The organism is Bradyrhizobium sp. 21, assembly GCF_023073335.1.
GTDB lineage: Bacteria > Pseudomonadota > Alphaproteobacteria > Rhizobiales > Xanthobacteraceae > Bradyrhizobium.
Map to the genome: position 1 here is coordinate 120,494 of NZ_JADPJG010000012.1, position 25,417 is coordinate 145,910.

At 64.5% G+C, this 25,417-nt stretch carries 20 protein-coding genes and 1 tRNA gene; 12 read left to right on the forward strand and 9 right to left on the reverse strand.

Annotated features, from left to right (window positions below; translation table 11 throughout):
* The first annotated feature begins 5 nt into the window (after positions 1 to 5).
* Positions 6 to 1,097, forward strand: coding sequence for an enolase C-terminal domain-like protein (locus IVB31_RS14430; protein ID WP_247323208.1), 1,092 nt, complete (start codon positions 6 to 8; stop codon positions 1,095 to 1,097).
* Positions 1,098 to 1,106: 9 nt separating this feature from the next.
* On the opposite strand, the gene IVB31_RS14435 is transcribed toward IVB31_RS14430, so the two are convergent.
* Entirely contained in the window at positions 1,107 to 1,529 is a 423-nt protein-coding gene (locus IVB31_RS14435) for a RidA family protein (RefSeq protein WP_247323210.1), read from the reverse strand.
* A gap of 225 nt (positions 1,530 to 1,754) precedes the next feature.
* Here IVB31_RS14435 and IVB31_RS14440 point away from each other — a divergent pair, with 225 nt between their 5' ends.
* Positions 1,755 to 2,222: an NUDIX hydrolase gene (locus tag IVB31_RS14440; protein WP_247323211.1), complete on the forward strand. Its 468-nt coding sequence runs from the start codon at positions 1,755 to 1,757 to the stop codon at positions 2,220 to 2,222.
* Between the two features lie 11 nt (positions 2,223 to 2,233).
* Here IVB31_RS14440 and IVB31_RS14445 read toward each other — a convergent pair whose 3' ends face one another.
* A complete protein-coding gene (locus IVB31_RS14445) occupies positions 2,234 to 2,476 on the reverse strand; it encodes a hypothetical protein (RefSeq protein WP_247323694.1) in 243 nt (80 codons plus the stop codon).
* A 14-nt stretch (positions 2,477 to 2,490) separates the two neighbouring features.
* Positions 2,491 to 2,712, reverse strand: coding sequence for an L-2-amino-thiazoline-4-carboxylic acid hydrolase (locus IVB31_RS14450; RefSeq protein WP_346730867.1), 222 nt, complete (start codon positions 2,710 to 2,712; stop codon positions 2,491 to 2,493).
* A 408-nt stretch (positions 2,713 to 3,120) separates the two neighbouring features.
* Between IVB31_RS14450 and IVB31_RS14455 the strand changes: the two genes are divergently transcribed.
* The gene (locus tag IVB31_RS14455) at positions 3,121 to 4,419 is read left to right on the forward strand and encodes a heme-binding protein (RefSeq protein WP_247323212.1); all 1,299 of its coding nucleotides are present in this window, start codon (positions 3,121 to 3,123) and stop codon (positions 4,417 to 4,419) included.
* 289 nt (positions 4,420 to 4,708) lie between these two features.
* Here the strand turns inward: IVB31_RS14455 and IVB31_RS14460 are convergent.
* Both IVB31_RS14460 and IVB31_RS14465 read right to left on the reverse strand, forming a co-directional pair.
* Positions 4,709 to 4,783: transfer RNA gene (locus IVB31_RS14460), tRNA-Val, on the reverse strand.
* Between the two features lie 74 nt (positions 4,784 to 4,857).
* Positions 4,858 to 5,217, reverse strand: coding sequence for a response regulator (locus IVB31_RS14465; RefSeq protein WP_028179810.1), 360 nt, complete (start codon positions 5,215 to 5,217; stop codon positions 4,858 to 4,860).
* Positions 5,218 to 5,617: 400 nt separating this feature from the next.
* Here IVB31_RS14465 and IVB31_RS14470 point away from each other — a divergent pair, with 400 nt between their 5' ends.
* The 3 genes from IVB31_RS14470 to IVB31_RS14480 all read left to right on the forward strand — a co-directional run bounded on the left by IVB31_RS14470 (position 5,618) and on the right by IVB31_RS14480 (position 8,884).
* A complete protein-coding gene (locus IVB31_RS14470) occupies positions 5,618 to 6,508 on the forward strand; it encodes an N-formylglutamate amidohydrolase (protein WP_247323214.1) in 891 nt (296 codons plus the stop codon).
* Between the two features lie 527 nt (positions 6,509 to 7,035).
* Positions 7,036 to 7,818, forward strand: a complete 783-nt coding sequence (hisN, locus tag IVB31_RS14475) for a histidinol-phosphatase (RefSeq protein ID WP_247323226.1) — start codon at positions 7,036 to 7,038, stop codon at positions 7,816 to 7,818.
* Between the two features lie 100 nt (positions 7,819 to 7,918).
* Positions 7,919 to 8,884: a tripartite tricarboxylate transporter substrate binding protein gene (locus IVB31_RS14480; protein ID WP_247323227.1), complete on the forward strand. Its 966-nt coding sequence runs from the start codon at positions 7,919 to 7,921 to the stop codon at positions 8,882 to 8,884.
* An 18-nt stretch (positions 8,885 to 8,902) separates the two neighbouring features.
* Here IVB31_RS14480 and IVB31_RS14485 read toward each other — a convergent pair whose 3' ends face one another.
* The gene (locus IVB31_RS14485; RefSeq protein WP_247323228.1) at positions 8,903 to 9,793 is read right to left on the reverse strand and encodes a LysR substrate-binding domain-containing protein; all 891 of its coding nucleotides are present in this window, start codon (positions 9,791 to 9,793) and stop codon (positions 8,903 to 8,905) included.
* Between the two features lie 92 nt (positions 9,794 to 9,885).
* On the opposite strand from IVB31_RS14485, the gene IVB31_RS14490 reads away from it, so the two are divergent.
* The gene (locus IVB31_RS14490; protein ID WP_247323229.1) at positions 9,886 to 10,638 is read left to right on the forward strand and encodes a sulfite exporter TauE/SafE family protein; all 753 of its coding nucleotides are present in this window, start codon (positions 9,886 to 9,888) and stop codon (positions 10,636 to 10,638) included.
* Between the two features lie 6 nt (positions 10,639 to 10,644).
* Here IVB31_RS14490 and IVB31_RS14495 read toward each other — a convergent pair whose 3' ends face one another.
* Complete coding sequence (locus IVB31_RS14495; RefSeq protein ID WP_247323230.1) at positions 10,645 to 11,277, reverse strand: LysE family translocator; 633 nt, start codon at positions 11,275 to 11,277, stop codon at positions 10,645 to 10,647.
* Positions 11,278 to 11,513: 236 nt separating this feature from the next.
* Here IVB31_RS14495 and IVB31_RS14500 point away from each other — a divergent pair, with 236 nt between their 5' ends.
* Together IVB31_RS14500 and IVB31_RS14505 are read left to right on the forward strand one after the other, a co-directional pair.
* On the forward strand, positions 11,514 to 13,310 hold the full coding sequence (locus IVB31_RS14500) for a tetratricopeptide repeat protein (RefSeq protein ID WP_247323232.1): 1,797 nt from the start codon (positions 11,514 to 11,516) through the stop codon (positions 13,308 to 13,310).
* 174 nt (positions 13,311 to 13,484) lie between these two features.
* Complete coding sequence (locus IVB31_RS14505) at positions 13,485 to 16,238, forward strand: di-heme-cytochrome C peroxidase (RefSeq protein WP_247323233.1); 2,754 nt, start codon at positions 13,485 to 13,487, stop codon at positions 16,236 to 16,238.
* Between the two features lie 58 nt (positions 16,239 to 16,296).
* Here the strand turns inward: IVB31_RS14505 and IVB31_RS14510 are convergent, their stop codons facing one another.
* On the reverse strand, positions 16,297 to 17,244 hold the full coding sequence (locus IVB31_RS14510; RefSeq protein WP_247323234.1) for an alpha/beta hydrolase: 948 nt from the start codon (positions 17,242 to 17,244) through the stop codon (positions 16,297 to 16,299).
* A 223-nt stretch (positions 17,245 to 17,467) separates the two neighbouring features.
* On the opposite strand from IVB31_RS14510, the gene IVB31_RS14515 reads away from it, so the two are divergent.
* Together IVB31_RS14515 and IVB31_RS14520 are read left to right on the forward strand one after the other, a co-directional pair.
* The gene (locus tag IVB31_RS14515) at positions 17,468 to 17,929 is read left to right on the forward strand and encodes an Hsp20 family protein (RefSeq protein ID WP_247323235.1); all 462 of its coding nucleotides are present in this window, start codon (positions 17,468 to 17,470) and stop codon (positions 17,927 to 17,929) included.
* Positions 17,930 to 18,257: 328 nt separating this feature from the next.
* Positions 18,258 to 19,028, forward strand: a complete 771-nt coding sequence (locus IVB31_RS14520) for an alpha/beta hydrolase (RefSeq protein ID WP_247323236.1) — start codon at positions 18,258 to 18,260, stop codon at positions 19,026 to 19,028.
* A gap of 224 nt (positions 19,029 to 19,252) precedes the next feature.
* Here the strand turns inward: IVB31_RS14520 and IVB31_RS14525 are convergent, their stop codons facing one another.
* Positions 19,253 to 20,044 carry a hypothetical protein gene (locus IVB31_RS14525; RefSeq protein WP_247323237.1) on the reverse strand — a complete coding sequence of 264 codons (792 nt, stop codon included), beginning with the start codon at positions 20,042 to 20,044 and terminating at the stop codon, positions 19,253 to 19,255.
* 503 nt (positions 20,045 to 20,547) lie between these two features.
* On the opposite strand from IVB31_RS14525, the gene gltB reads away from it, so the two are divergent.
* The gene (gene gltB, locus IVB31_RS14530) at positions 20,548 to 25,281 is read left to right on the forward strand and encodes a glutamate synthase large subunit (protein WP_247323238.1); all 4,734 of its coding nucleotides are present in this window, start codon (positions 20,548 to 20,550) and stop codon (positions 25,279 to 25,281) included.
* The last annotated feature ends 136 nt before the right edge of the window (positions 25,282 to 25,417 follow it).

Consider the following 25,417-nt stretch of genomic DNA (forward strand, 5'->3'; position numbering starts at 1 on the left):
ACCCCATGACCGAGACCATCCGCATCAAGCGCCTTATTGCGCGGCCCGTGATCGTGCCGATGAACCTGCCGCTCCAGACCGCCACCGGCGCGGTCGACAAGGCGCCGCTGGTGCTGATCGATTGCGAGACCGACCAGGGCGCGATGGGGCACGCTTATCTGTTCTCGATCACGCCCTCGGCCCTGAAGCCGCTGACGGCGATGGTCACGGAAATGTCAGAGCTCGTCGCCGGCGACGAGCTGCTGCCGTTCGAGATCGAGCGCAAGCTGACCCAGCGCTTCACGCTGCTGGGCCTCGCCGGCCTGCAGCGGCTGGCGCAATCCGGCATCGACATGGCGGTGTGGGACGCGCTGGCGCGGGCTCGAGGCCTGCCGCTGGCGCGGCTGCTCGGCGGCGCGCCGAAACCGGTGAGGGCCTATAATTCGAAGGGGCTCGGCATCATGCCGGCCGGCGCCGCGGTGGAGGAAGCCCACAAGCTGCTGGCCGAAGGCTTTCAGGCCGCGAAGATCCGCGTCGGCCGGCCCGATGCACGGGAAGACCTGAAGGTGGTCCGCGCCGTGTGCAAGGCGGTCGGCGACGACGTGACCTTGATGTGCGACTATAACCAGGCGCTGACGGTCACCGAGGCAATCCGCCGCGGCGAGATGCTCGACGACGAGGGCCTGACCTGGATCGAGGAGCCGATCCGCCACGACGACTATGAGGGTTGCGCCCGCATCGCGGACGCGCTGCGCACGCCGGTCCAGATCGGCGAAAATTTCGACAGCGCGTTCGCGATGCAATCGGCGCTTTCCGCGGAAGCCTGCGACTATGTGATGCCCGACGTGCAGCGCATCGGCGGCGTCACCGGCTGGCTGCGCGCCGCCGCGCTGGCACATGCCGCCGGCATCGAGATGTCGACGCATCTGTTCTCGGAGGTCAGCGCGCATTTGCTCTGCGTGACGCCGACCGCGCATTGGCTGGAATATGTCGACTGGGCCGACGCGGTGCTTTCGACACGGCTGCAGATCAAGGACGGCTTTGCGTTGCCAGGCGAGGAGCCGGGCAACGGCATTGCGTGGGACGAGGCGGCGGTCGCCAAATATCTTGTGACATAGGACCCAATCCTACGCCCGAACAGCGGCCATCATATTCAGCTCGACCGGAGCCCCTCGCGGCAACTCGGCGACGCCGACAGACGTACGCGTGTGACGACCGCGATCGCCGAGGCGTTCGATCAGCCGGTCGGAGGCACCGTTCATGACTTGCGACTGCCGAGTAAATCCAGGCGCCGAGGCAATGTACCCAACGAGCTGGAGGACCTGGACGATCTTGTCTTCTCCGCCTGTTGCTTGGTTGATGGCCGAAATGCAGAGATCAGCACAGAGGGCTGCGGCCTCCTGTGCGGACTCGATATCGACACCCGCCCCGACTTTGCCCGCGTACAGCAGGTCTTCACCACGTCGCGGCAGCTGACCGCTGACATATGCAATTCCGCCATGGATGATCACCGGCAAGTAGTTACCGCCCGGCTTGTTCACGCTGCTCATCTCGATAACCTGCCTTCTTTTCACGTCCAGCTAAGCGATATCTCGCCGAACGCCTCAACCTCGATCTCACCAGACTCATTGCCGTGGTAGATGACGAGACAATGGCAGGCGGCCAATAGCGGATCAAGACAGCGAAGCTTTGCAGAAGGCGGAGCGGATCCGGCCCGGCAACAGCTCCCCTCAGCGCATTGCGCAGCGGGCGGCGAGCACTATAACGATCTCCCCATGACCACATGGCGCCCTCACCCTCACATCCGCGTCGTCGCGATCGGCCTGCACTGCCGGGATGGGCGCCTCTTGGCGGCGGAAGTTCGTGACGATGCGGGCCGGATCAAGGGCGTGCGTCCGCTCGGCGGCGAGATCAAGTTTGGCGAAAGCTGGCGCGCGGCGCTGGTGCGGGAATTCTATGAAGAGCTCGGCATCGACATCACCATCACGGGCGAGCCGTCGATGATGGAGAACATCTTCATGCACGAGGGAGCGACCGGGCACGAGGTCATGTTCGTCGCGGAGGTCGCGTTTCCGGACGGCGCGTTCAGCGGCCAGGACCGCATCGATTTCCGCGAGGATAACGGGGAGCAGATCGTCGCCCGCTGGTTCGACCTCGCCGATCTCGACGGCGCGGGCGGACCGAGCCTCTATCCGACCGGGTTGAAGGACTTGCTGCTCGGGCGGAAGAAGACGTCCACCTGACGATCCCCTCGCTACCAGGTCTCCGCGCCGGGAATTTTCTTGCGCACCGCCATGCGCTGGATCCAGATGCAACGGCGGACGGATCTGTTGGAGCGGCCGACGGCGGATATTCCCTCGCCGGCCTGCAGCAGCGGCGCCACGCTTTCACGCAGCGTCCGGCAGCGCTGGAGTTCGGCCTGCCAGTCGATGATCGCCGCGTCGGCGCGCGACGCGATCAGCACCGATATGGTCAAGGCGAGACAGCTCGCCCGCATGATTCGCATTGCCTTCACTGTGATCCCCTCGCCTCGTGACGGTAGCGGAAATTGCAATGATCGGCACCCTGCATGATCGTTTGCGCCCGCGTGAGCTTGACGTCGCGACCAAACCCTTCCGCAGTCGCAAAGTCGGCGGTGCAGGTCAGCAGGAAGCCAAGCTCCGACACTGATGTGGTGCGGCCTTGCTGGTTTCCTGTTGCTGCGACTCTTTGGCCAAGTGAAATGGAACACATTTGCGACCATCTTAAGGTTGTATGATCGCATCTTATATCTGTCCCTTACCGGGCAGGCACGCGCCCGAAATCCATTCTTGATGATCTCATTTTCGCGCACGGAGTCGGAGGAGGCAATGCCTTCACCCCAACTCGCAGTGCTCACCCTGTTGCTCGACCTCATACTTGCAAGAACCATAAGTTGAAAATCACGATCGATTCACGCAGTCCCGTTCAGCATATCACCGGGCCGGCGACGTAAGGCCACTCAATGTTCTCCGTGACTACGCGCGCATGAGCGCGCGTGAACGACGTGCCATGCCCGGCGTCGGGCGGGATCACGATGCGCGATAACGAAAGACTCGCCTGCCCGGAAGGCCGGCCCGGGAGAATGCCGGCATCGACAGTTGCAGCATCACGAGGATCACCATGGACGAGCCCAAATCGCTGACGAGTACATTCGCGAAGACCGCAAACTTCTCCATCCACCAGGTCGATAACGTGTTCAGGGACGCCGCACAGCCCGCCGCGGCGGCCGCCGCCCGGGTTGCGCCTCCGCAGGTCACCCCGCCGCCGATCCTCGGTCCGCTATCGGCTTTCACGGGCACGTTCACTGGACAGGGATTCAATACGATCTTCCGGCCCGACAGCAAGATCACGCCGACAGCGATGCCGGGACCGATCAACACCACGGACCCGGACGACAACGTGCTGGAGCTGAACCTCACCGACGAGACGATGTCCTTCTCGAACAATCTCGGCTCGATCCCCAATCGCGGCTCGCAGCAGCAGGCAGACGCATTCCTGAACGGCGTGCCGTATCTTCAGACCATCAACGACGTCACCACGGGAACGCCTGTCGGCATCCACTTCGAGCCTGGCATCTGGCTGGCAGTGCCGGCCACCACCCATCCGAACGAGCCGTTCACCGTTGCGCGCATGGCATCTATCCCTCACGGCACGACGATCACCGCGCAGGGGACTGCGCTGCCACCCGTCGCCGGCAAGCCGACGATCGCGGCGATCGACATCACCCCGTTCATCGGCGGCAATCCGAACAACAAGATCCCGTTCCAGAACCAGACCGCGACTAACAAGAACACCCGCAGGCTGCCGCAGGATCTGACCGCGCTGATGGCCTCCGGCAAGCTCACCCAGGCCATGATCACCGACCCGAACACAATGCTGCGCGATCAGATCGCCAATCAGACCATCACCCAGACCATCGTCATCGAGACGTCGACGAAGCCCGGTACGCCGCTGTCCGGCGGACCTTTGCCGGCCATCCCCGCGCCCGGCCCGCATCCGCAGGCGCCGAACTTCGCCGGCGGCACCTCGAACATCGCATTCCTTCAGGGCTTGCCCGTTCCGCCGCCCGGCGGCAACGGCGCGAACGCCAACGCCTTCCAGATGGACGCGGTGTTCTGGATCGAAACGGTGGTTTACGACATCGACGTGCCGCACCTGCCGCCGGGAACGCCGCCGGTGATCCTGCAACCGCGCCAGAGAGGCAGCGTGCCGCTGGTTCCGAGCTTCGTCGCCGCGATCCCGTTCGTCCCCAACAAGGGCTTCAAGGGCGGCCACGTCAGGGTGGCGACGACGCAGATCCAGTACTCACAGAAGGTCATGCTGGATTTCGCCGGCCTGACCTGGCCGCACGTCTCCGTCGCATCGCTGGTGCCGGCCGCGCCGGTGCCGATCCCGGACCATCTTCTGCCGCTGACCTGAGCGGAGGCTGAGGCGGGATGCGGACCTCGGTCACTGGGAATGAGCGGCAACGCGCCGCCCGCATCTCGTCAGGAGGTGCGGGCCGTGCCCGGGATCGCGAAGATCCCTTGCCGGAGCGGCGAAAGAAAATCGGCGCGGTCCTCAGTTCGTTGAGGCTGTGCCTGACGCGCTTGGCCTGGATCGATTTGACCGCCGCAAGGGAGGATCGCGGTGGCTTGCGATCAAAAGTACACCTGCGCCCGTTGGGCTTGGGCGTGGCATCCTTCTCTCGGCTATCGCGAGCGAAGGATGGTGGGCGCGACAGGGATCGAACCTGTGACCCCTACCATGTCAAGGTAGTGCTCTCCCGCTGAGCTACGCGCCCTAGATGTCGTCTAGATCGGGTCGGGTCCCTATAACGGCTCAGCGGAGCCGGTGCAAGGACGGAAGGGGGCCGATTTAGGCCGCCAGCATCTTGTTCACTTCGCTGACCAATTCGCGCAGATGCACGGGCTTGGACAGCACCTTGGCGTTCTTGGGGGCGTCCGAATCCGAGTTCAGGGCGACCGCGGCGAAGCCGGTGATGAACATGATCTTGATGTCGGGGTCGAGTTCCGAGGCCCTGCGGGCGAGCTCGATGCCGTCCATCTCCGGCATCACGATGTCGGTGAGCAGCATCTCGAACGGCTCTTCCCGCAGCCGCTGATAGGCGGCCATGCCGTTGTCGTGGGACGAAACCTGAAAACCGGCGTTTTCCAGCGCCTTGACCAGGAAACGGCGCATGTCGTTGTCGTCTTCGGCGAGCAGGATTTTTGCCATAGCGGAAACGTCGAATCCCCAGAGGAGGTCAGCAGAGGTCACTAAGCCCGACGGAGGGTAAATTTGGGGTGAAAATCTTTACCCTCGGCAGCTCGCGCTGCGGTCCCTTCTGAACCGGAATGCGGCACGAAGCAATCGAGCCGCGCCTGCCGATCCCCACCTCGCTGCCCGCAGGGTTAAGACATGTTCCAGCGCAGATCACATCTTTTCGCTTGGCAGGATGGTTGCGATTCCGGACAATGGCGACACATAAGAGCCGCTCGACCGGCCGAATCAATTCGCCAAAGCCTTTGCCGGCCCAGCCGGATCCTGTGGCGCCAGATCTTGACGTCCAGATCTTGGCGTAAAGATCTTGGCGTAAAGGGACGAAGCGTGAGAAAAAGGGACGAAGCCTGAGAAGATGACCCGGTTTGACGGCGACACGTCGCCAGCTTTCGAGATCGTGGAGCCCGCGCAATGGCGCGCGCCTGTCATCTTCAACTCGCCCCATTCCGGCTCGACCTATCCGGACGAATTCCTCAGCGCCTCCAGGATCGACCTGCCGACGCTGCGGCGGTCCGAAGATTCCTTCATGGACGAGCTGATCGGCCATCTGAGCGAGCGCGGCTTTCCGACCGTGCGGGTCAACTTTCCGCGCTCCTATGTCGACGTCAATCGCGAGCCCTATGAGCTCGATCCCCGGATGTTCACCGGCCGCCTGCCGAGCTTTGCCAACACCCGCTCGATGCGGGTCGCCGGAGGGCTCGGCACCATTCCGCGCGTGGTCGGCGACGGCCAGGAGATCTATCGCGACCGCATCCTGGTCGACGATGCGCTGGCGCGGATCGAGACGCTCTACAAGCCCTACCATCGTGCGTTGCGCCGGCTGATCAACAAGGTGCACCAGATGTTCGGCACCGTGGTGCTGGTCGACTGCCACTCGATGCCCTCGGTCGGCGTCAGCAGAGACGAGCCGCGGCGGCCCGACATCGTGATCGGCGACCGCTACGGCACGAGTTGCACGCCGCTGTTGCCCGACAGGGTCGAGGAGACCATGGCGGGGCTCGGTTATTCGATCGGCCGCAACAAGCCCTATGCCGGCGGCTTCATCACCGAGCATTACGGCAACCCGGCCAGCGGCCTGCACGCCGTGCAGCTCGAGCTCAACCGCGCGATCTACATGGACGAGCGGCGGCGTGAGCGCACTCCGCGCTTTGCGCAAGTGGCGTCCGACTTCGGCGTGCTTGCCGACGTGCTGGCGACGACGATCCCGTTCGGCGATCTCGGCCCGTTCCAGGCCGCAGCGGAATAGGCCGAAGCTTTTCTTCGGACGATCTGGGGTGTGCGAGCAGTGCGGGCATGTTTTCGCTTCGCATCCGAGCGCGCGTCAAAACGAAACATAGGCCCAAAGAAAAAAGGGCCGCTTCTGATGAAGAAGCGGCCCAAGTCTAGGGAGGAAACGCCCAAGGAGGGCAGCGGTAACGCGAGAAGCGCTACCGCACCGCAACAATATGCGGCCGCGACGCACAAAGTGCAAGGGCTTTTCAGCGGTTTCCCATGCAGAACGCACATGGCTCGGTTGCTTCTACGGAAACCCAGATTCAGTTTCTTTGATAAGGAAATTCAATGGGTTGATAGTCATTTGCATACGAACAAGGCAAATCCGGAACTAAGTTTTCAACTCAATGATCGATTTTTGGCGGCCATGTGACGGGCATGAGGCAGCCCCTCTCGGCATCCAAAATACCAGGGTGAAAATCAAGAGAGGCGCTGCCCGCGAGCGGCGAATTGAGCTAGGCAGGAGCGAGCTTCACCCGACTTTCGTTTTGAGGATGCGCCGTGACGGTGATCGACTTCTCCGCCTTCATCGGACGGCTCGCCACCGCTTCCGGCGAAACCATCCTGCCGTTCTTCCGCACCTCGCTGTCGATCGACGACAAGAGCAAGACCAAGGATTTCGACCCCGTCACCGAGGCCGACCGTGCCGCGGAGGCGGTGATGCGGCGGCTGATCAAGGCCAGCTTCCCCCAGCACGGCATCGTCGGCGAGGAATTCGGCAACGAGCGCGAGGACTCGGACTATGTCTGGGTGCTCGATCCCATCGACGGCACGAAGTCCTTCATCGGCGGCTTTCCGATCTGGGGCACGCTGATCGCGCTCTTGCACAAGGGCACGCCGGTGTACGGCATGATGCACCAGCCCTTCATCGGCGAGCGCTTCTCCGGCGACAACGGCTCGGCCAATTATAAAGGCCCCTCCGGCGAGCGCCGGCTGCAGGTCCGCCGTTGTGCCTCGCTGTCGGTGGCGACGACCTACACGACCAGCCCGTTGCTGATGAACGAGCGCGACCGCGCCATCTTCGGCCGCATCGAGAAGGGCGCGCGGCTGTCGCGCTATGGCGGCGACTGTTACTCCTATTGCATGCTGGCCGCAGGCCACGTCGATCTCGTGGTCGAGACCGAGCTGAAGCCTTACGATATCGCAGCCCTGATCCCGATCGTGACCGGCGCCGGCGGCGTCGTCACCACCTGGGAAGGCAAGCCGGCCCAGGGCGGCGGCCGCATCATCGCGGCCGGCGACGCCAGGGTTCACGAAGAAGCCCTGAAACTGCTCAACGGATAGGTGCCCTAAAGCGCGCCTTCGCGCTTTAGGTTATCGTTTGCGCATGATCCTTTCGGAAAACCGCTGCACACTTTTCCGGATCATGCTTCAAGGAGCCTGCATGACAAACCGGCAAACGCTCCTGCTCGCGGCTCTGCTTCTGTTTCCCACCCTCGCCTCCGCCCAGAATTTTCCCGCCAAGCCGATCAAGCTGATCGTGCCGTTCCCGGCCGGCGGGCCCAATGACATCATTGCCCGCGTGATCGGCCAGCGCATGTCCGAATTGAGCGGCCAGCCGGTGCTGATCGACAATCGCGGCGGCCAGGGCGGCGTGCTCGGCACCGACGCCGTCTCCAAGGCCGCGCCCGACGGCTACACCATCGCGATCTCCAGCGCCGGCGCGCTGGCGATCAGCCCGAGCATGGAGAGGGTCGCCTATGATACGCTCAACGACCTCACACCGGTGACGCTGGTCGCAACCGTGCCGGAAATGTTGGTGGTCGCCACCAATGTAGAGGCCAAAAACATCGGCGAGTTGATCGCGCTCGCCAAGGCGCAGCCCGGAAAACTCAACTTCGCCTCCTCCGGCCCCGGCAGCCTGCCGCATCTCGCCGGTGAATTGTTCAAGCTGACCGCGAAGATCGACATCGTCCACGTGCCCTATCGCGGCGCGGCTCCGGCCGTGAACGATCTGTTGGGCCAGCAGGTGCAGATGACGTTCCTGGACCTGCCGGTGCTGCTGCCGCAGGTCAAGGCCGGCGCCCTGCGGCCGATCGCGGTCGGCTCGGCCGAGCGCGCACCGACCGCACCCGAGGTGCCGACCACGGCGGAAGCGGGCTTTCCGGACCTCCGCATCGAGAACTGGTACGGCATGGTCGCGCCGAAGGGCACGCCGAAGGAAATCGTCGCAGCACTGCACGACCTGGCGACGAAGGCCATGGCGGATCCCGCGGTGAAGGAGAAGCTCGCCGCCCAAGGCGCAACGCTGGTCGGCGACGAGCCAGACCATTTTCGGCAGTTCATCGCGGACGAGACCAGGAAGTGGGCGAAGGTGATCAAGGACGCCGGAGTGGAGACGGCGAAGTAGCTCTGTCTTACCCTCCCCTCACACCGCCGCCGCCCGCAAATGCTCCACCAGCATCTTGGCCGGCCGGGGCAGCGCCTTGAAACTCCGCGCGCAGATCACGAGCCTCCGGTTGGCGAAGGCGTCGCGCAGGCGGACCATGGTGAGCGGCATCAGCTTGGCGCAGCGGCGGGCGGCGGCTTCGGGCACCAGCGCGACGCCGACATCGGCTGAGACCAACTGGCAGATGGCGTCGAAATCGCGCAACCGTGCACGGAAATGCGGACGCATGCCGAGCCGCGCTGCGTGCTTCGAAATATGCATCTGAAGCGCGGTGGCGCTGGTCAGCCCGACGAACTCGCAAGCGCCCGCCTCCTGGAAATCGATCTGGCGGCGGCCGGCGAACGGGCCGCGCCTGGATGTCACCAAGGTCAAACGATCTTCGCTGAACACAAAGCGCTCGATATGATCGGGCAGCGCGTGCTCGGCGGCGAAGCCGAGATCGGCGGCTCCCGCGGTGATCGCAGCTGCGATGTCGGTGCTCTCGCGCTCCTCGATGTCGATGGCGACGTCGCGATGCTCGCGCAGGAAACCGGCGAGCGCCTTGGGCAGATGCTCGGACAGGCCCGAGGTGTTGGCGAGGAAATGCACGCTCGCGCGCACGCCGCTGGCAAAGCCGGCGAGATCGCCGCGCATGGCGTCGATCTGGTGGATGACGACCCGCGCATGGTCGAGCAGGCTCTCGCCCGCCGCGGTCAGCTCCACGCCGCGGCGCCCGCGCTTGAGCAGCGCGACGCCGAGCGCGCCCTCGAGCCCCTTGATGCGCGCGCTGGCCGAGGCCAGCGCCAAGTGCGACCGCTCGGCGCCGCGGGTGATGCTGCGCTGGTCGGCCACCGCGATGAAGAGCTGGAGATCGACGAGGTCGAAGCGCATGGTATGTCTCCGGCAAGCCTTCGCCCAAGACGAAGGCTTGCTCCGTAACCTGCAGATTGTGCCGACGCGCGGCTTCGGTCAATGTGCGAGACATGATCGACCCCCTCCTCATTGTCATCGCCGCCGTCTTCCTGATCGCCGGATTCGTCAAGGGCGTGGTCGGGCTCGGCCTGCCGACGGTGTCCATGGGCCTGCTCGCCGTGAGCATGGCGCCGAGCCGCGCCATAGCCATCGTCATCGTGCCCGCCATCGTCACCAACATCTGGCAGACCTTCGTCGGCCCTCATTTGCGCGACATCCTCAAGCGGCTGTGGCCGCTGATGATCGGCACCGTGATCGGCTGCTGGCTCAATGCCGGCGCGCTGACCGGTCCGCATGCGCGCTACGGCACGATCGTGCTCGGAATCCTGCTTGTCCTCTACGCGGTCATCGGGCTGAACAAATTCCAGTTCCGCGTCGCGCCGCAGAACGAGAAATGGGTCGGCGGCGTGGTCGGCGTCATCACCGGCGTGATCTCGGCCTCGACCGGCGTGCAGGTAATCCCCTCGATGCCGTTCATGCAGGCGATCGGCATGGAAAAGGACGAGCTGGTGCAGGCGCTCGGCGTGTTCTTCACGACGGCGACACTAGCGCTCGCCTTCAACCTGACGGCGGGTGGATTGCTGACGCCGGCCAATGCCGTGCCGGGTGCCGTGGGCATGGCTTGCGCCTTTGCCGGCATGTTCATCGGCCAGTCGGTGCGCGCGCGGATGCCCGCGGAAGCGTTTCGCCGCTGGTTCCTGATCGCGATGATTTTGCTCGGCCTCTATCTCGCCGGCAGCGCGCTGCTGCAGGAATTCGCCTGAAGGAAATTACCGCGTCTCCAGCATGGCGACGCGAATGCCGAGATAGATGAAGAGGCCGCCCAAGGCGCGGTTGACCCAGGCGATCGCGCCCTCGGATTTGCGCAGCCGGTGGGCCGCCTTTGCCGCGAACGCCGCCAGCACCAGACACCACAGCGTTCCCGTGCAGATGAAGATCAGGCCGAGCGTCAGGAAGGCCAGCGGCTTGTGCGGTGAATCGGCTGCGACGAATTGCGGCAGGAAGGCCAGAAAGAACAGCGCGACCTTGGGATTGAGGGCGTTGGTGAAGACGCCCTGGAGGAAGACCCGCCGCAGCGAGCTCCGCACCGGCTCGTCGATGGCCGAGGCCAGCACCGGGCGTGACCACAACATCTGAAGCCCTGTCACGACGAGATAGGCCGCGCCGACCAGCTTGAGGATCGAAAACGCGGTCGACGAGGCCATCAGCAGGGCCGAAAGGCCGATCGCCGCGGCCGCCACGTGGAAAAAACAGCCGCAACTGATACCCAATGCGGCAGCGGCGCCGCCGCGCCAGCCCATCTGCATGCTGCGGCCGATCACATAAACCGTGTCAGGTCCGGGGGTAATGTTGAGCAGCACGCCCGACAGGACGAACAGCCAGATTTCGTGGATGCCCAGCATGTGTGAGGTGCCTCCGCCGCCCGACCGTCGCCCTCAGGGGCCGGCTTAGTCGGTTCGCTCGTCCCCGTCCACCGCCGGAATTGCGGAGGATTTGCATCGAATTTGCAATGCGGATCATGCTTTCGCTCGGCCTCATCTGCTCTATAAAGACAGGGTTCTTGAAATACGGGATTCGAGGCGACTGCCACGCCGTGGCCGGTCCTCGATCTCTTCCAAGTCTCTTGGAGCTCCGGAATATGGAAAGACGTCTGGCCGCCATCGTCTGCGCCGATGTCGCCGGCTATTCGCGCATGATGGGCAGCGACGAGGCCGGCACCCATGCCGCCTTCAAGGCCCATCGCAGCGCGATCCACCCCATCATCCTCAATCATGGCGGCCGGGTCGTGAAGAACACCGGGGACGGATTCCTGCTGGAGTTTCCCTCTATCGTCGGCGCCACCGAGGCTGCAATCGCGATGCAGACGGTGATGGCGGAGCGTAACCATCATCTGCCCGCCGATCGTGCCATGCAGTTCCGCCTCGGCATCCATATGGGTGACGTCATCGCCGATGAAGACGAGGTCTTCGGTGACGATGTCAACATTGCCGTCCGCCTCGAATCGGTGGCGAGCCCCGGCGGCTTCGCCATCTCGGCCAAGGCCTACAAGGAAGCGGGCAAGCACCTCACAGTGCCGCTGGCCGATGCAGGCAATCACCGCTTCAAGAACATCAAGGATCCGGTCGGCATCTGGACCTGGACGCACGAGGGCGCACCGGCGCTTGCGCCCGCGCTGAAGGAGGCATCCGCCCTCTCGCAGCAGTACCGGACCGCCATCGTCGGCGTGCTTCCCTTTGCCAATCTCAGCGACGCCCAGGACGAATATTTCTCCGACGGCCTGACCGAGGATTTGATTCACGCGCTGTCGCTGCAATCCTTCTATCGCGTGCTGAGCCGCAACTCGACCTTCGCGTTCAAAGGCAACAACACGAGCACGCGCCTGATCGCGCGGGAGATCGACGCGACCTATTTGATCCAGGGCTCGGTGCGGCGCGCCGGAGCCAAGATCCGCGTCACCGCCGAGTTGATCGCGCCGGAGACCGGCGAGCAGCTCTGGACCGGCCGCTACGACCGCGACATCGGCGACCTCTTCGCGATGCAGGACGAGATTACGACGAACCTGTCCGCCGCCATCGCCACCGAGATCGTCCGGGCCGAAGCCTCGGCGCCGGCGCGGCTCACGACCGACGTGACCGCCTGGGACCGCTTCCTCAAGGGGCTGTCGCACTACTACCGGCAGACCAAGGAGGACCTGAACCTGGCCGTCGCCCTGTTCAGGGAGGCGATCGCGGTCGATCCGAAGCTGTCGATCGCGCACGCCTATCTCGCCACGATCCAGATCCAGAGCATCCAGTTCGGTTGGGTCAAAGGCACGCGGGAGATGTGGGCCGAGGCGATGAACCTCGCCGAAACCAGCGTCCGGCTCGATCCGCGCTCGTCCTTCGCGTTCTCGTGCCTGTCATGGGCCCACGCCATGGAGGGGCATTACGAGGCCGCAATGGACGCCGCCAAGCGCGCGGTCGCGCTCAACCCCTACGACAACGGCGCGCGCGGCGTGCTCGGCATCTGCCATTTCGTCATCGGCGAGCACCGCGAGGCGATCGAGCTGTTCTCGATGGCCGCGCAGCGCGACAACAGCGATCCGCGCTACCAATGGGCGGCGCTGAATGCCTTCAGCCACTATCTGCTGGGCCAATATGACGCGACCCTGTCATGGGCCCGCGAGCAGCTCTACATCAACCCGAACCACATGCAGGCGCTGGCGATCCGCGCCGCGGCGCTGGCGCAATTGGGGCGGGACGCTGAGGCGAGCGAAGCGACCCACGTGCTCATGGGTAACTACCCGACCCTGAATGTCGACCGTCACTTGCGCAACTTCAACTGGAAGCGGCCCGAGGACCTCGCCCATTACCGCGACGGACTTCTGAAGGCCGGCGTACCGCTCGGCAGGCTGACCCTGGTCCAGAGCGACGTCAAGCGCGCCGCCGAATCCTGAGGGCGAGCCGCGGCCACGCGGCAATTTCCCGAGCACCTTTATTGACACGAGAGTGAATTCAGCCACACTTCGCTACACGCTGAAGTAGCATAATGCACCGCCGGTTTGTTAGCACTTTCCGCGCTTGATCGCGCGTCTGTATTTCACGATTAGCTGTTTTCAGGATTTTGGGCCATGCATGACCTCGCTTCGAAGCCCCCCTTCGACCCCTCGATCGCAGTCTCGCCGGACAATCCCTGTCCATTCCTGCGCGGCCTCGTCGGCGAAGGTTTTGTCGACGGCGGGACCGTCCCGCTTGGCACGCTGTCGCAAACGATCGCGAATGCGAGCGGCGAGACCGGGCTGAAGAAGGCCTTCGCCCGCATCCAGGTCCGCGGGGTCGCGCTCATCGCCAACGGTCTCGGTCACATCTTCAAGAGCATCTTCTCGGGCGCGCAGCTCGACGCGCTGCGTGGCGGCCCGCTGGACAAGCTCGGCGCCGGCTCGCGCATCCTCGGCGTCGACGGCAAGGTCGATGAGGGCGAGCTCGCGCGGTTTGCGAGCTTCGGCCGGAATTATCAGGATCCGAACGGCGGCGGCTCCGAGCCGGGTCTCAACGCCTCGGAAATCGGCGTCTTCATGGGCGACAACCTCAAGCGCGCCGGCAGCGCCGCGCGCTGGTACTACCCCCTGCTGATGAAGTTCGAATGGCCGATCCTCCTGAAGATCGTGGGCAAGGGCGAGGGTGAGGACCGCTATCTCAGCGTGGCCGACGTGCGCACGCTGTGCAACGAGCGCCAATTCCCAGCTCGCATCAACCAGCGGCTCGTATCGCAGCCGGTGCTGTCGACCTGCCAGCGCGTGGTGCGGGGCGCCCTCAAGTTGGCGGCACTGCTCGTCGCCCTCGGTCTCGTCTTGCTCGTTGCCGTCGCCGAATTCCCCAACCAGGTCCGCGCCATGCTGCCGCAAAAGGGCATCCTGGTGAATCTCCTGCCGCCACCCCTTCCCACGGTCCCCGAGACGAAGGCCGCCTTCTGGCTCGAGCAGAACTGGTCGCTCAAGGACCGGCACTGGTTTCACCATGCCAGCCAGGGCACCGCGACCTTCCCGGTACCCTATGAATGGTTCATGGCACTGGAGCAGCCGCGTCTGCATCTGTTCTCGCGGCCCGGCATGATGAAGGACAGCGCCTATCTGGAGCGCTTCGGCTTCATCCCGAGCCCGCAGTCGATCCAGACCGACACGACGACGCTGCGCCGCTACGGTTACGCCAATGTCTACGAGACGACGCAAGTGCCGGACTGGTCGACCAGGTGGACGCCGGCGGAGAACGTCGACGGCCTGCCGGTCGGCTTCGCACGGATGACCGGCGTCACCGATCCCGCGACCGGCCGCCAGGAGCAGGACAAGATCGGGCTGACTTGCGCGGCCTGTCATACCGGCCAGATCCATTACCAGGGCATCGACGTCCGCTTCGACGGCGGGCCGGCCATGACCGACCTGAAGAAGCTCGAGCTCTCCACCGGCCTGTCGATCGCCTACACGCTCTACGTCCCGTTCCGCTTCCAGCGCTTCGCCGATCGCGTGCTTGGCCCCGACGCCAGCAAGACGGACCGCGATGCACTCAAGCAGAAGCTCGGCGCGATCGGCGGCTTCCTGATCGACTGGGCGAAAACCCAGCAAAAGACGATTGAAGGCAAGAAGACCTGGAACGGCAGGCAGCAGCAGGACACCGAGGAAGGGTTCGGCCGCCTCGACGCTCTCAATCGCATCGGCAATCAGGTGTTCTCGCAGGATCTCGCGCTGAGCGGGCTCAAGGGGTTCGAGAAGAATCTGCATGCCGAGGATGCCCCGGTCAGCTACCCCCCGATCTGGACCGTGCCGTGGTTCAAGTTCGCCCAATACGACGCCTCGATCGAGCAGCCGCTGATTCGCAACGCCGGCGAAGCGCTCGGCGTGACCGCCCTGCTCAACCTGTCCGACGCCTATCCGGAGGATCGGCTGTGGCGGTCCTCGGTTCACATCAACACGCTCGGCTGGATCGAGGATATGCTGAGGGGCCCCGATCCGTTCAAGACGGCCGAGCCGAAGTTCGGCGGCCTGCTGTCGCCGAAATGGCCCTCGCAGATCCTCGGCGACGCCTGGAGGATCGACAAGGACAAGGCCGAGAGGGGCCGCAAGATCTACGCCGAGATGTGTTCCGGATGCCATTTGCCGGCCGTCGACACCCCCGCCTTCTGGTCGTCGGGACATTGGGAGCCAAGCGGCGACAGCAAGGTGCTGAACGCGGTCACGATCCCCCTCAAGGAGATCAACACGGATCCCGAGCAGTCGCTCGTGCTCAGCAACAGGATCGTCGATATGCCCGGCTTCCTGAAGGTGAATACGGCCGACCTCCAGAAATGGTGGCAATGCGACGTCTCGACCGCGAGCTCGCCGACCGAGATGGTGTATGCGCTCGGGCTCATGACGGTGGTCGACCTCGTCGCCCGCAAGTGGATGGACGATGAGAAGACCCCGGAGGCCGAGCGGGCGAAATTGTGGAATCTCGCGCGCAAGAACTGCCTCAATCCGGTGGGGGGAGCACGCTATCGCGCGCGACCACTGAACGGCATCTGGGCCACCGCGCCCTATCTGCACAATGGTTCGGTGCCGTCTCTCTACTGGTTGCTGAAGCCGGCGAGCGAGCGCCCGCAGACATTCTGCATGGGCCGCCGCGACTATGATCCCGTGACCGTCGGCTTTGCGGTCGGCACCGACGAGCGCTGCAAAACGGGCGAAACGCAGTTCTCGGCGGGGTCGGAGAAGGATCCGGTCCAGGGCAACAGCGTGCTCGGCCATTCCTTCGAGCGCAAGGAGGGCGAGCCGAAACGCGACGGCGTGATCGGCCGCGTGTTGAAGGACGACAACGAGCGCTACGATCTGATCGAGTATCTGAAGACGCTGTGAGGTCGTTTTCTTGCCTCGCCCGTAAGAACGGGCGAGGCAGCGCACTCTCACTGTCCCCTCACTTGAACAGCGGCGTGCCCGGCACGAAGGCGTCGAAGGCAGCCCAGAACTGCGAGCGGTAGCGGTCCTGCTCCTGGAGGATCTCGTGCTTGGCGCCGGCGATCACGAGATGGGAGCCGGCGCGCAGATGATAGGCGAACTCCTCGATCGCCGCGGTCGAGACCACGGCGTCGCTGGAGGCCGCCAGCATCAGGATCGGCTGGCGGATCTCGGAGGGGTAGTCCTTGCCCTTGAAGGTGTGCATCGCGCGGAAGGCGGTATCGGCCCAGGCGACCGTCGGTGACGCCAGCCCCAGCGTCGGATCCTCCTCCAGGATCGCGGCATTGCGCGCGTAGCGCACGGGATCGCTGGTCAGCGGATTGTTGATGAAGGGATTGAGCCCGGTGATGTGGTCGGTGCCGCCGGGGACGTAGCGGCCGCCCATTCCCATCATACGCATCGTCTTCAACAGCGCCCGCGCCGGAAACGAGGTGGCCCGGCCGGGCAGATCGATCATCGGCGCCGACAGCACCATGCGGTCGAACCAGCGCTTGCCGGCATGCGCCACCCGCAGCATCACCGTGCCCCCCATGGAATGGGCCAGCGCGAAGAACGGCGGCGGACAATCCGGCAGCACCACCTGCTGCACGAAGGTCTCGACGTCGATCTCGAACTCGGCGAAGTCGCGCACGTAGCCCTTGCGCGGATCGCGCAGCCGGCGCGAGGAGTGGCCCTGCCCGCGCCAGTCGATCATCGCCACCGCAAAGCCGCGGTCGCGCAAGTCGCGCACGGTCTCGAAATATTTCTCGATCTGCTCGCTGCGTCCGGTGAAGACGCAGACCGTGCCCTTGCGGTTCGCCGGCGGTGCCCAGCGCGCAAAGCGCAGCTCGGCGCCATCGGGCGTCTTGATGGTGCCGCTGACGACGTCTTCGGGAACGGGATTGGACGGAATCGAGACCAGCGTCATGATTGGAAGTGCTTGGGCGCGAAGTGCTGCAAATGAAGGGGCGGGAGCGTCAAAAAGGCGCAACTTGCCGCCCTCTTGAACGCCGTTCCCCAAAACCCATATCACCATGGTGCAGGCCGCTACCAGTGTTTCGGAACCGGAACATCAGGCTGCACACAGACTAAAGCCCGGCCCGATAGGCGGGCGGGTTACTTGAAACAGTCGCTCAATGGAGGACTTGACCATGCGTACCTACGACCTCACCCCGTTCTACCGTTCCACCGTCGGCTTCGACCGCCTCTTCAACCTGCTCGACCAGGCCGGTTCGGACGGCAGCCCCGGTTATCCCCCCTACAACATCGAGCGTACCGGCGAGAACGACTACCGCATCACCGTTGCGGTCTCGGGCTTCGCCAGGGATGAGCTCTCCATCGTCGCGAAGGAAAACACGCTGACGATCAAGGGCGAGAAAGTCGCAAACGAGAACTCGAAGGCCGAAGTGCTCTACCGCGGCATCGCCGCGCGGGCCTTCGAGCGCGCCTTCCAGCTTGCCGATTTCGTGCAGGTGAAGGACGCCTCGCTCGAAAACGGGCTGCTTCACGTCGACCTTGTGCGCGAGATTCCCGAGGCCAAGAAGCCGCGTCAGATCGTGATCAACACCAGCGCGCCGAAGGCGCAGGTGATCGAGAACTCGGTCGCCGCCTAAGTACATCGACAGCCACCAAGTTGCGAAAGCGCCCCGGTGCCCCGGGGCGTTTTTTTGTTTGGCCCTCCTGGTCCCGGTTGTCGTCCCGGCGGAGGCCGGGGAACCCCTGCCGCGATATCTATCAATCGTGCGCGGAAGAAATACCGAACGACGGATCTGCCATACCTTCCCTCAGGTGATGGTCTGGGTCTTCGCCAGGACGTCACCGATTGCTGAACTGCGTTGCTGGGGCTGTTGCGCCGCATCACAGAGCCGTGAAACGGCGTAACGCTACCGCCCTGTGCCTCGTCCTGTGGATATCGAGCCCAAAACAAGACGGAGAACGATCATGACTTTCTGGCGCAGCCTTTTCGTCGCCGCGAGCCTGCTGGCGGCCCCCCTCAGCCTTGCTCACGCCCAGACTTCGCAGAGCGTAAAGGCCAAGAATGTCGTGCTGGTGCACGGCGCCTGGGCCGACGGCTCGAGCTGGTCGGAGGTGATCCCAATCCTCCAGGCCGCAGGCCTGCACGTGACTGCCGTGCAGAATCCGCTGTCGTCGCTGTCGGAGTCCGTCGAGGCGACGAAGCGCGCGCTGGCCGAACAGGATGGTCCGACCGTGCTGGTCGCGCATTCCTGGGGTGGCACCGTGATCAGCCAGGTCGGCACCGACCCGAAGGTCACGGGACTCGTCTATGTTGCCGCCCGCGCACCCGATGCCAACGAGGATTTCGTCGCCCTGTCGAAGCAATTTCCGACCGGCCCGGTGCGCGCCGGCATCGTCGAGCACGACGGCTACACAAAGCTGTCGGAAGACGCCTTCCTGAAGTATTTCGCCAATGGCGTGAAGCCGGAGCAGGCCAAGGAGCTCTATGCGGTGCAATGGCCGACTGCGGCCTCGATCTTCGCCGGTCGCACCACGGAGGCGGCATGGCACGCCAAGCCGAGCTGGTACGCGGTCTCGAAGAACGACTACACCATCAATCCCGATCTCGAGCGCTTCCTCGCCAAGCGCATGAACGCAACCACGGTCGAGCTCGAGGCCGGCCACCTCTCGCTGGTGTCGCATCCGAAGGAGGTCGCAAATCTGATCCTGGAAGCTGCGGGGTATCCGCGCAGCTGAGCGGCGGTTACAGGGATGCAAAAGGCGCCTGAATGCTCAGGCGCCTTTTGTCTGGCTAACTCTCTCCCCAACGTCGTCCTGGCGAAGGCCAGGACCCATTACCCCAAGGGGATGTTTGGCGAAGACTAGCAATCCGGTACTCACACCACGCACAATCGACAGACCTCGCGGTATGGGTCCTGGCTTTCGCCAGGAGGACACCGTTGGTGTGACGCGCAGGTTTCCTAGTCCAACCCTTGTGCGGCTGGCATCTCTTGCGTCGGAAGGATCGTCGGCGCGGCCTTAGCCTGACCTACCGTTGGGGCGGCGACAACTTGCGGCGCGGTGTCGGCCGGCTTGGGCTGGACGGCAGCCGTCTGCTGTGATGGCTGCGCTGGCTGAGGCTGCGCCGCCTGCGGCGTCGCAGGCTCGGCCGGCTTGGCGGCGACCCGCGCCTCGTGCGGGGGCGCGGCCTTCGGCAGCGGCACATTGCGGCTGGCGACATGCGGGATCGGCGCGGGCGGACGCGGCGGGCCGCCACGGACCATGGTCGGCGGCGGCAGCGCGCTTTGCGGGCGGTAAGGCGCAACCGCGGGCTGCTCGTAGGCCGGCGCCATGCCGTAGGCGTCGGCGGACGGCATGAAGCGCAAAATTCTCCCGTCGCGGGCGTCGATCACGAGCCGGCCGTCTTCGCCGCGGCGGTCGATCACCGCGATGGTGTAGACGCTGCCGCGCAGGCGCGGGATGCCGAGCGGCGAGAAGCCGTTTTCGCGCAGCACCGCATAGACCTCGGTTGACGGCAGCAGTGCCGGCGCAGGGCCACGCTCTTCGTAGCCATAGCCGTAGCCATAAGGGGAGCCTTGGCCGTAACGCGGCGGCGGTGGAGGCGAGGCATCCGATGGACCATAGGGTCCGCCGAAATCCGACACCGCGATAGCGGTCCCGCTCCTGATACCATTCGCTGGAACTTGCGCCTGCGCCGCGGTTGCAGCCAGCGCCAGCGTGGCAGCGGCCAAACATCCTGTGAAAAACTTCATGGTCGACACGCTCCTGTCAGGCCCCGGATGGCTCGCGCTCTTTCGCTTCTTGCGGCGTGGCGCACCTTTCGAAGGGCCGATCCGAAGCATCATTGGGGATTTCGGCGGCGCGTGGGCCGGATCAGGGCGCGTTTGCTTCAAAATCGGGGCCGCGCAACTTTCGGAAAGCGATTGATTGACAGATCGGGAATCGGGACTTGCGCGCGCTTGTGTGATAGACAAAAGTTTGGCAAGGTGATGGTTAGGACAGGTAGACTGTCTCAATTTTGCTTGCGGTTCCGGCATAGGGATTGCAACGAAAGTTGGTGCTTTCGAGCGCCAGGAAGGCAACAGGCAAAGCCGTTCTCGGGGACGAAGAACGCCTTGGTCTGAATTCTTGGCCTGAATTTAAGAAAATGCGGCTCGCAGCGGACGAGCGGTGACCCAGAGGCGGGTGCCGCGGAACGCCCAAGGTGCGCCGATGATAGCGGTGAGGCAGCTTGCCGCATGGAGAGGACAGAACCATGAACGGGTCGCAATTCGAGCGCGCAAACATCGTGGCAGAAGAACTGTCGGCGACGGTCGCCTCGAAAACGACCGATCCGATTCAGGAACACAATTCGCGTCCGCCGGCCGAAGGCCTCTACGATCCGAGCCTGGAAAAGGATTCCTGCGGCGTCGGCTTCATCGCCAACATCAAGGGCAAGAAGTCGCACGAGATCGTCGCCGACGCGCTCAGCATCCTCTGCAACCTCGAGCATCGCGGCGCAGTCGGCGCCGACCCGCGCGCCGGTGACGGCGCCGGCATCCTGGTGCAGATCCCGCACGCCTTCTTCAGCCGCAAGGCCAAAGAAAACGGCTTCGCGCTGCCTGCGCCCGGCGAATACGCCATCGGCGCGTTGTTCATGCCGCGCGACACCGCCTGGCGCAACGTCATCAAGAGCATCATTGCCGACCAGATCAAGGAAGAGGGCCTGACCCTGCTCGGCTGGCGCGACGTGCCGACCGACAATTCCTCGCTCGGCGTCACCGTGAAGCCGACCGAACCGGCCTGCATGCAGGTGTTCATCGGCCGCAACGGCACCGCCAAGACCGAGGACGAGTTCGAGCGTCGGCTCTACATCCTGCGCAAGTCGATCTCGCAGGCGATCTACCAGCGCCGCGACCGCGGCCTTGCGGGCTATTACCCCTGCTCGATGTCGTGCCGCACCGTGATCTACAAGGGCATGTTCCTCGCCGACCAGCTCGGCAAGTACTATCCCGATCTGCACGAGGCGGACTTCGAGAGCGCGCTGGCGCTGGTGCATCAGCGCTTCTCCACCAACACCTTCCCGGCCTGGTCGCTGGCGCATCCCTACCGCATGATCGCGCATAACGGCGAGATCAACACGTTGCGCGGCAACGTCAACTGGATGGCGGCGCGCCAGGCGTCCGTGAGCTCGGACCTCTACGGCAAGGACATCAACCGGCTCTGGCCGATCTCCTATGAAGGTCAGTCGGACACCGCCTGCTTCGACAACGCGCTCGAATTCCTGGTGCAGGGCGGCTACTCGCTGCCGCACGCCGTCATGATGATGATTCCGGAGGCGTGGGCCGGCAATCCGCTGATGGATGAGACCCGCCGCGCCTTCTACGAATATCATGCAGCCCTGATGGAGCCGTGGGACGGCCCCGCCGCGATCGCCTTCACCGACGGCCGCCAAATCGGCGCCACGCTCGACCGCAACGGCCTGCGGCCCGCGCGCTATCTCGTGACCAGGGACGACCGCATCGTGATGGCGTCCGAGATGGGCGTGCTGACGATCCCGGAAGACCAGATCATCACCAAGTGGCGGCTCCAGCCCGGCAAGATGCTGCTGGTCGACCTCGAACAGGGCCGCCTGATTCCCGACGACGAGATCAAGGCCGAGCTCGCCAGGAGCCATCCCTACAAGCAGTGGCTGGAGCGGACCCAGATCGTGCTGGAAGAGCTGCCGAAGGTGCCGACCACCGGCGTGCGCTCCAATTTGTCGCTGCTCGATCGCCAGCAGGCGTTCGGCTACAGCCAGGAAGACATCTCGATCCTGATGACGCCGATGGCCTCCATTGGCGAGGAAGCCGCGGGCTCGATGGGCAACGACACGCCGATCTCGGCGCTGTCGGACAAGGCCAAGCCGCTGTTCACCTATTTCAAGCAGAATTTTGCGCAGGTCACCAACCCGCCGATCGACCCGATCCGCGAGGAATTGGTGATGAGCCTGGTCTCGATCATCGGACCGCGGCCGAACCTGTTCGACCTGCAAGGCCTCGCCACCACCAAGCGTCTCGAAGCGCGCCAGCCGATCCTGACCGATGCGGACCTCGAAAAGATCCGCTCGATCTCGGACGTCGCTGAATCGCACTTCAAGTCGCGCACGCTGGACACCACCTTCCACGCCGGCCTCGGCGCGGCCGGCATGGACCAGGTGCTCGACGAGCTCTGCGCGCGCGCCGAGAGCGCAGTGCGTGAAGGCGTCAACATCATCATCCTGTCCGACCGCATGGTCGGTACCGACCGCGTGCCGATCCCGTCGCTGCTGGCTTGTGCGTCCGTGCATCATCATCTGATCCGCACGGGGCTGCGCACCTCGGTCGGCCTCGTCGTCGAATCCGGCGAGCCGCGCGAAGTGCATCACTTCGCGTGCCTTGCGGGCTACGGCGCGGAAGCGATCAATCCGTATCTGGCGTTCGAAACCATCATCGCGATGAAGGACCGCCTGCCCGGCTCGCTCGACGACTACGAGATCGTCAAGCGCTACATCAAGTCGATCGGCAAGGGCCTGCTGAAGGTGATGTCCAAGATGGGCATCTCGACCTACCAGTCCTATTGCGGCGCGCAGATCTTTGACGCCATCGGCCTGAAGGCGGAGTTCGTCGGAAAGTTCTTCGCCGGCACGCACACCCGCGTCGAGGGCGTCGGTCTCGCCGAGATCGCGGAAGAGGCCGTGCGCCGCCATGCCGACGCGTTCGGCGATGCGCTGGTCTACAAGACCGCGCTCGACGTCGGCGGCGAATATGCCTACCGCAGCCGTGGCGAGGACCATGCATGGACCGCCGAGTCGGTGGGGCTGCTCCAGCACGCCGCGCGCGGCAATTCGCTGGACCGCTACCGCGCCTTCGCAAAAATCCTCAACGAGCAGTCGGAGCGTCTGTTGACGCTGCGCGGCCTGTTCCGGATCAAGAACGCGGACGAAGAGAAGCGCAAGCCTATCGCCCTCGACCAGGTCGAGTCGGCCAAGGACATTGTCAAGCGTTTCGCCACGGGCGCGATGAGCTTCGGCTCGATCTCGCGCGAGGCGCACACCACGCTCGCGATCGCCATGAACCGGATCGGCGGCAAGTCGAACACCGGCGAAGGCGGCGAGGAATCCGACCGCTTCAAGCCGATGCCGAACGGCGACAGCATGCGTTCGGCGATCAAGCAGGTCGCCTCGGGCCGCTTCGGCGTCACCACGGAGTATCTCGTCAACTCCGACATGATGCAGATCAAGATGGCGCAGGGTGCCAAGCCCGGCGAAGGCGGTCAGCTGCCCGGCCACAAGGTCGACGCGACCATCGCCAAGGTTCGTCACTCGACGCCCGGTGTCGGCCTGATCTCGCCGCCGCCACACCACGACATCTACTCGATCGAGGATCTGGCGCAGCTCATCTACGACCTCAAGAACGTCAACCCGGACGGCGCGGTCTCGGTCAAGCTCGTCTCGGAGATCGGCGTCGGCACCGTGGCCGCGGGCGTCGCCAAGGCACGCGCGGACCATGTCACCATTGCGGGCTTCGAGGGCGGCACTGGCGCATCGCCGCTGACCTCGATCAAGCATGCCGGCTCGCCCTGGGAAATCGGCCTTGCCGAGACGCACCAGACGCTGGTGCGCGAGCGGCTACGCAGCCGCATCGTGGTCCAGGTCGACGGCGGCTTCCGCACCGGCCGGGACGTCGTGATCGGCGCGCTTCTCGGCGCCGACGAGTTCGGCTTCGCCACCGCGCCGCTGATCGCGGCAGGCTGCATCATGATGCGCAAGTGCCATCTCAACACCTGCCCGGTCGGCGTCGCGACCCAGGACCCGATCCTGCGCAAGCGCTTTACCGGCCAGCCCGAACACGTGATCAACTACTTCTTCTTCGTTGCGGAAGAAGTCCGCGAGATCATGGCGAGCCTCGGCTTCCGCACCTTCAACGAGATGATCGGCCAGGTGCAGCTGCTCGACCAGACCAAGCTGGTCGCGCATTGGAAGGCCAAGGGCCTCGACTTCTCGAAGCTGTTCGTCAAGCAGAAGGAAGAGAAGGGCCAGAAGATCTATCACTCCGAGCGCCAGAACCATCATCTGGAAGCCGTGCTCGACCGCATGCTGATCGAGAAGGCGAGGCCTGCGCTCGACCGCGGCGCGCCGGTGAAGATCGAGGCCACGATCAACAGCACCAACCGCTCTGCGGGCGCGATGCTGTCGGGCGCGATCGCCAAGATCTACGGCCATGCCGGCCTGCCGCAAGACACCATCCATGTCAGCCTCAAGGGCACCGCCGGCCAGGCATTCGGCGCGTGGCTTGCCAACGGCGTCACCTTCGAGCTCGAGGGTGAAGGCAATGACTATGTCGGCAAGGGCCTGTCGGGCGGCAAGATCATCGTCAAGCCGCCGGCCAACAGCGGCATCGTGCCGGAAGAGAGCATCATCGTCGGCAACACCGTGATGTACGGCGCGATCCAGGGCGAGTGCTACTTCCGCGGCATCGCCGGCGAGCGTTTTGCCGTGCGCAATTCCGGCGCCGTGGCGGTGGTCGAGGGCGCTGGCGATCATTGCTGCGAATACATGACCGGCGGCATCGTGGTCGTGCTCGGCAAGACCGGACGCAACTTCGCGGCCGGCATGTCCGGCGGCATCGCCTACGTGCTGGACGAGACCGGCGACTTCGAAAGGCTGTGCAACATGGCGATGGTCGAACTCGAGCCGGTGCTGTCGGAAGAGCTGATCAACGCAGGCACCTATCACCACTCGGGTGACCTCGAGGCGCACGGCCGGGTCGACGTGTTCAAGAACCTGCTTTCGTCCGACGTCGAGCGGCTGCACGTCCTGATCACGCGCCATGCGAAGGCGACCGGCTCCAAGCGCGCCGCCGACATCCTCGCCAACTGGAAGGAATGGCTGCCCAAATTCCGCAAGGTGATGCCGGTCGAGTACCGGCGTGCGCTGCGCGAAATGGTCGCCAACGCGGACGCCGAGCCGAAAATCGCGATCGGGGCGTAGATAAGAAAGCCTCATGGTGAGGAGCGCGAAGCGCGTCTCGAACCATGAAAACCACCAGCGGGGCCTTCATCCTTCGAGACGCGGCGCCAAGCGCGCCGCTCCTCAGGATGAGGGGAGAGAGAAACAGAACGAATTT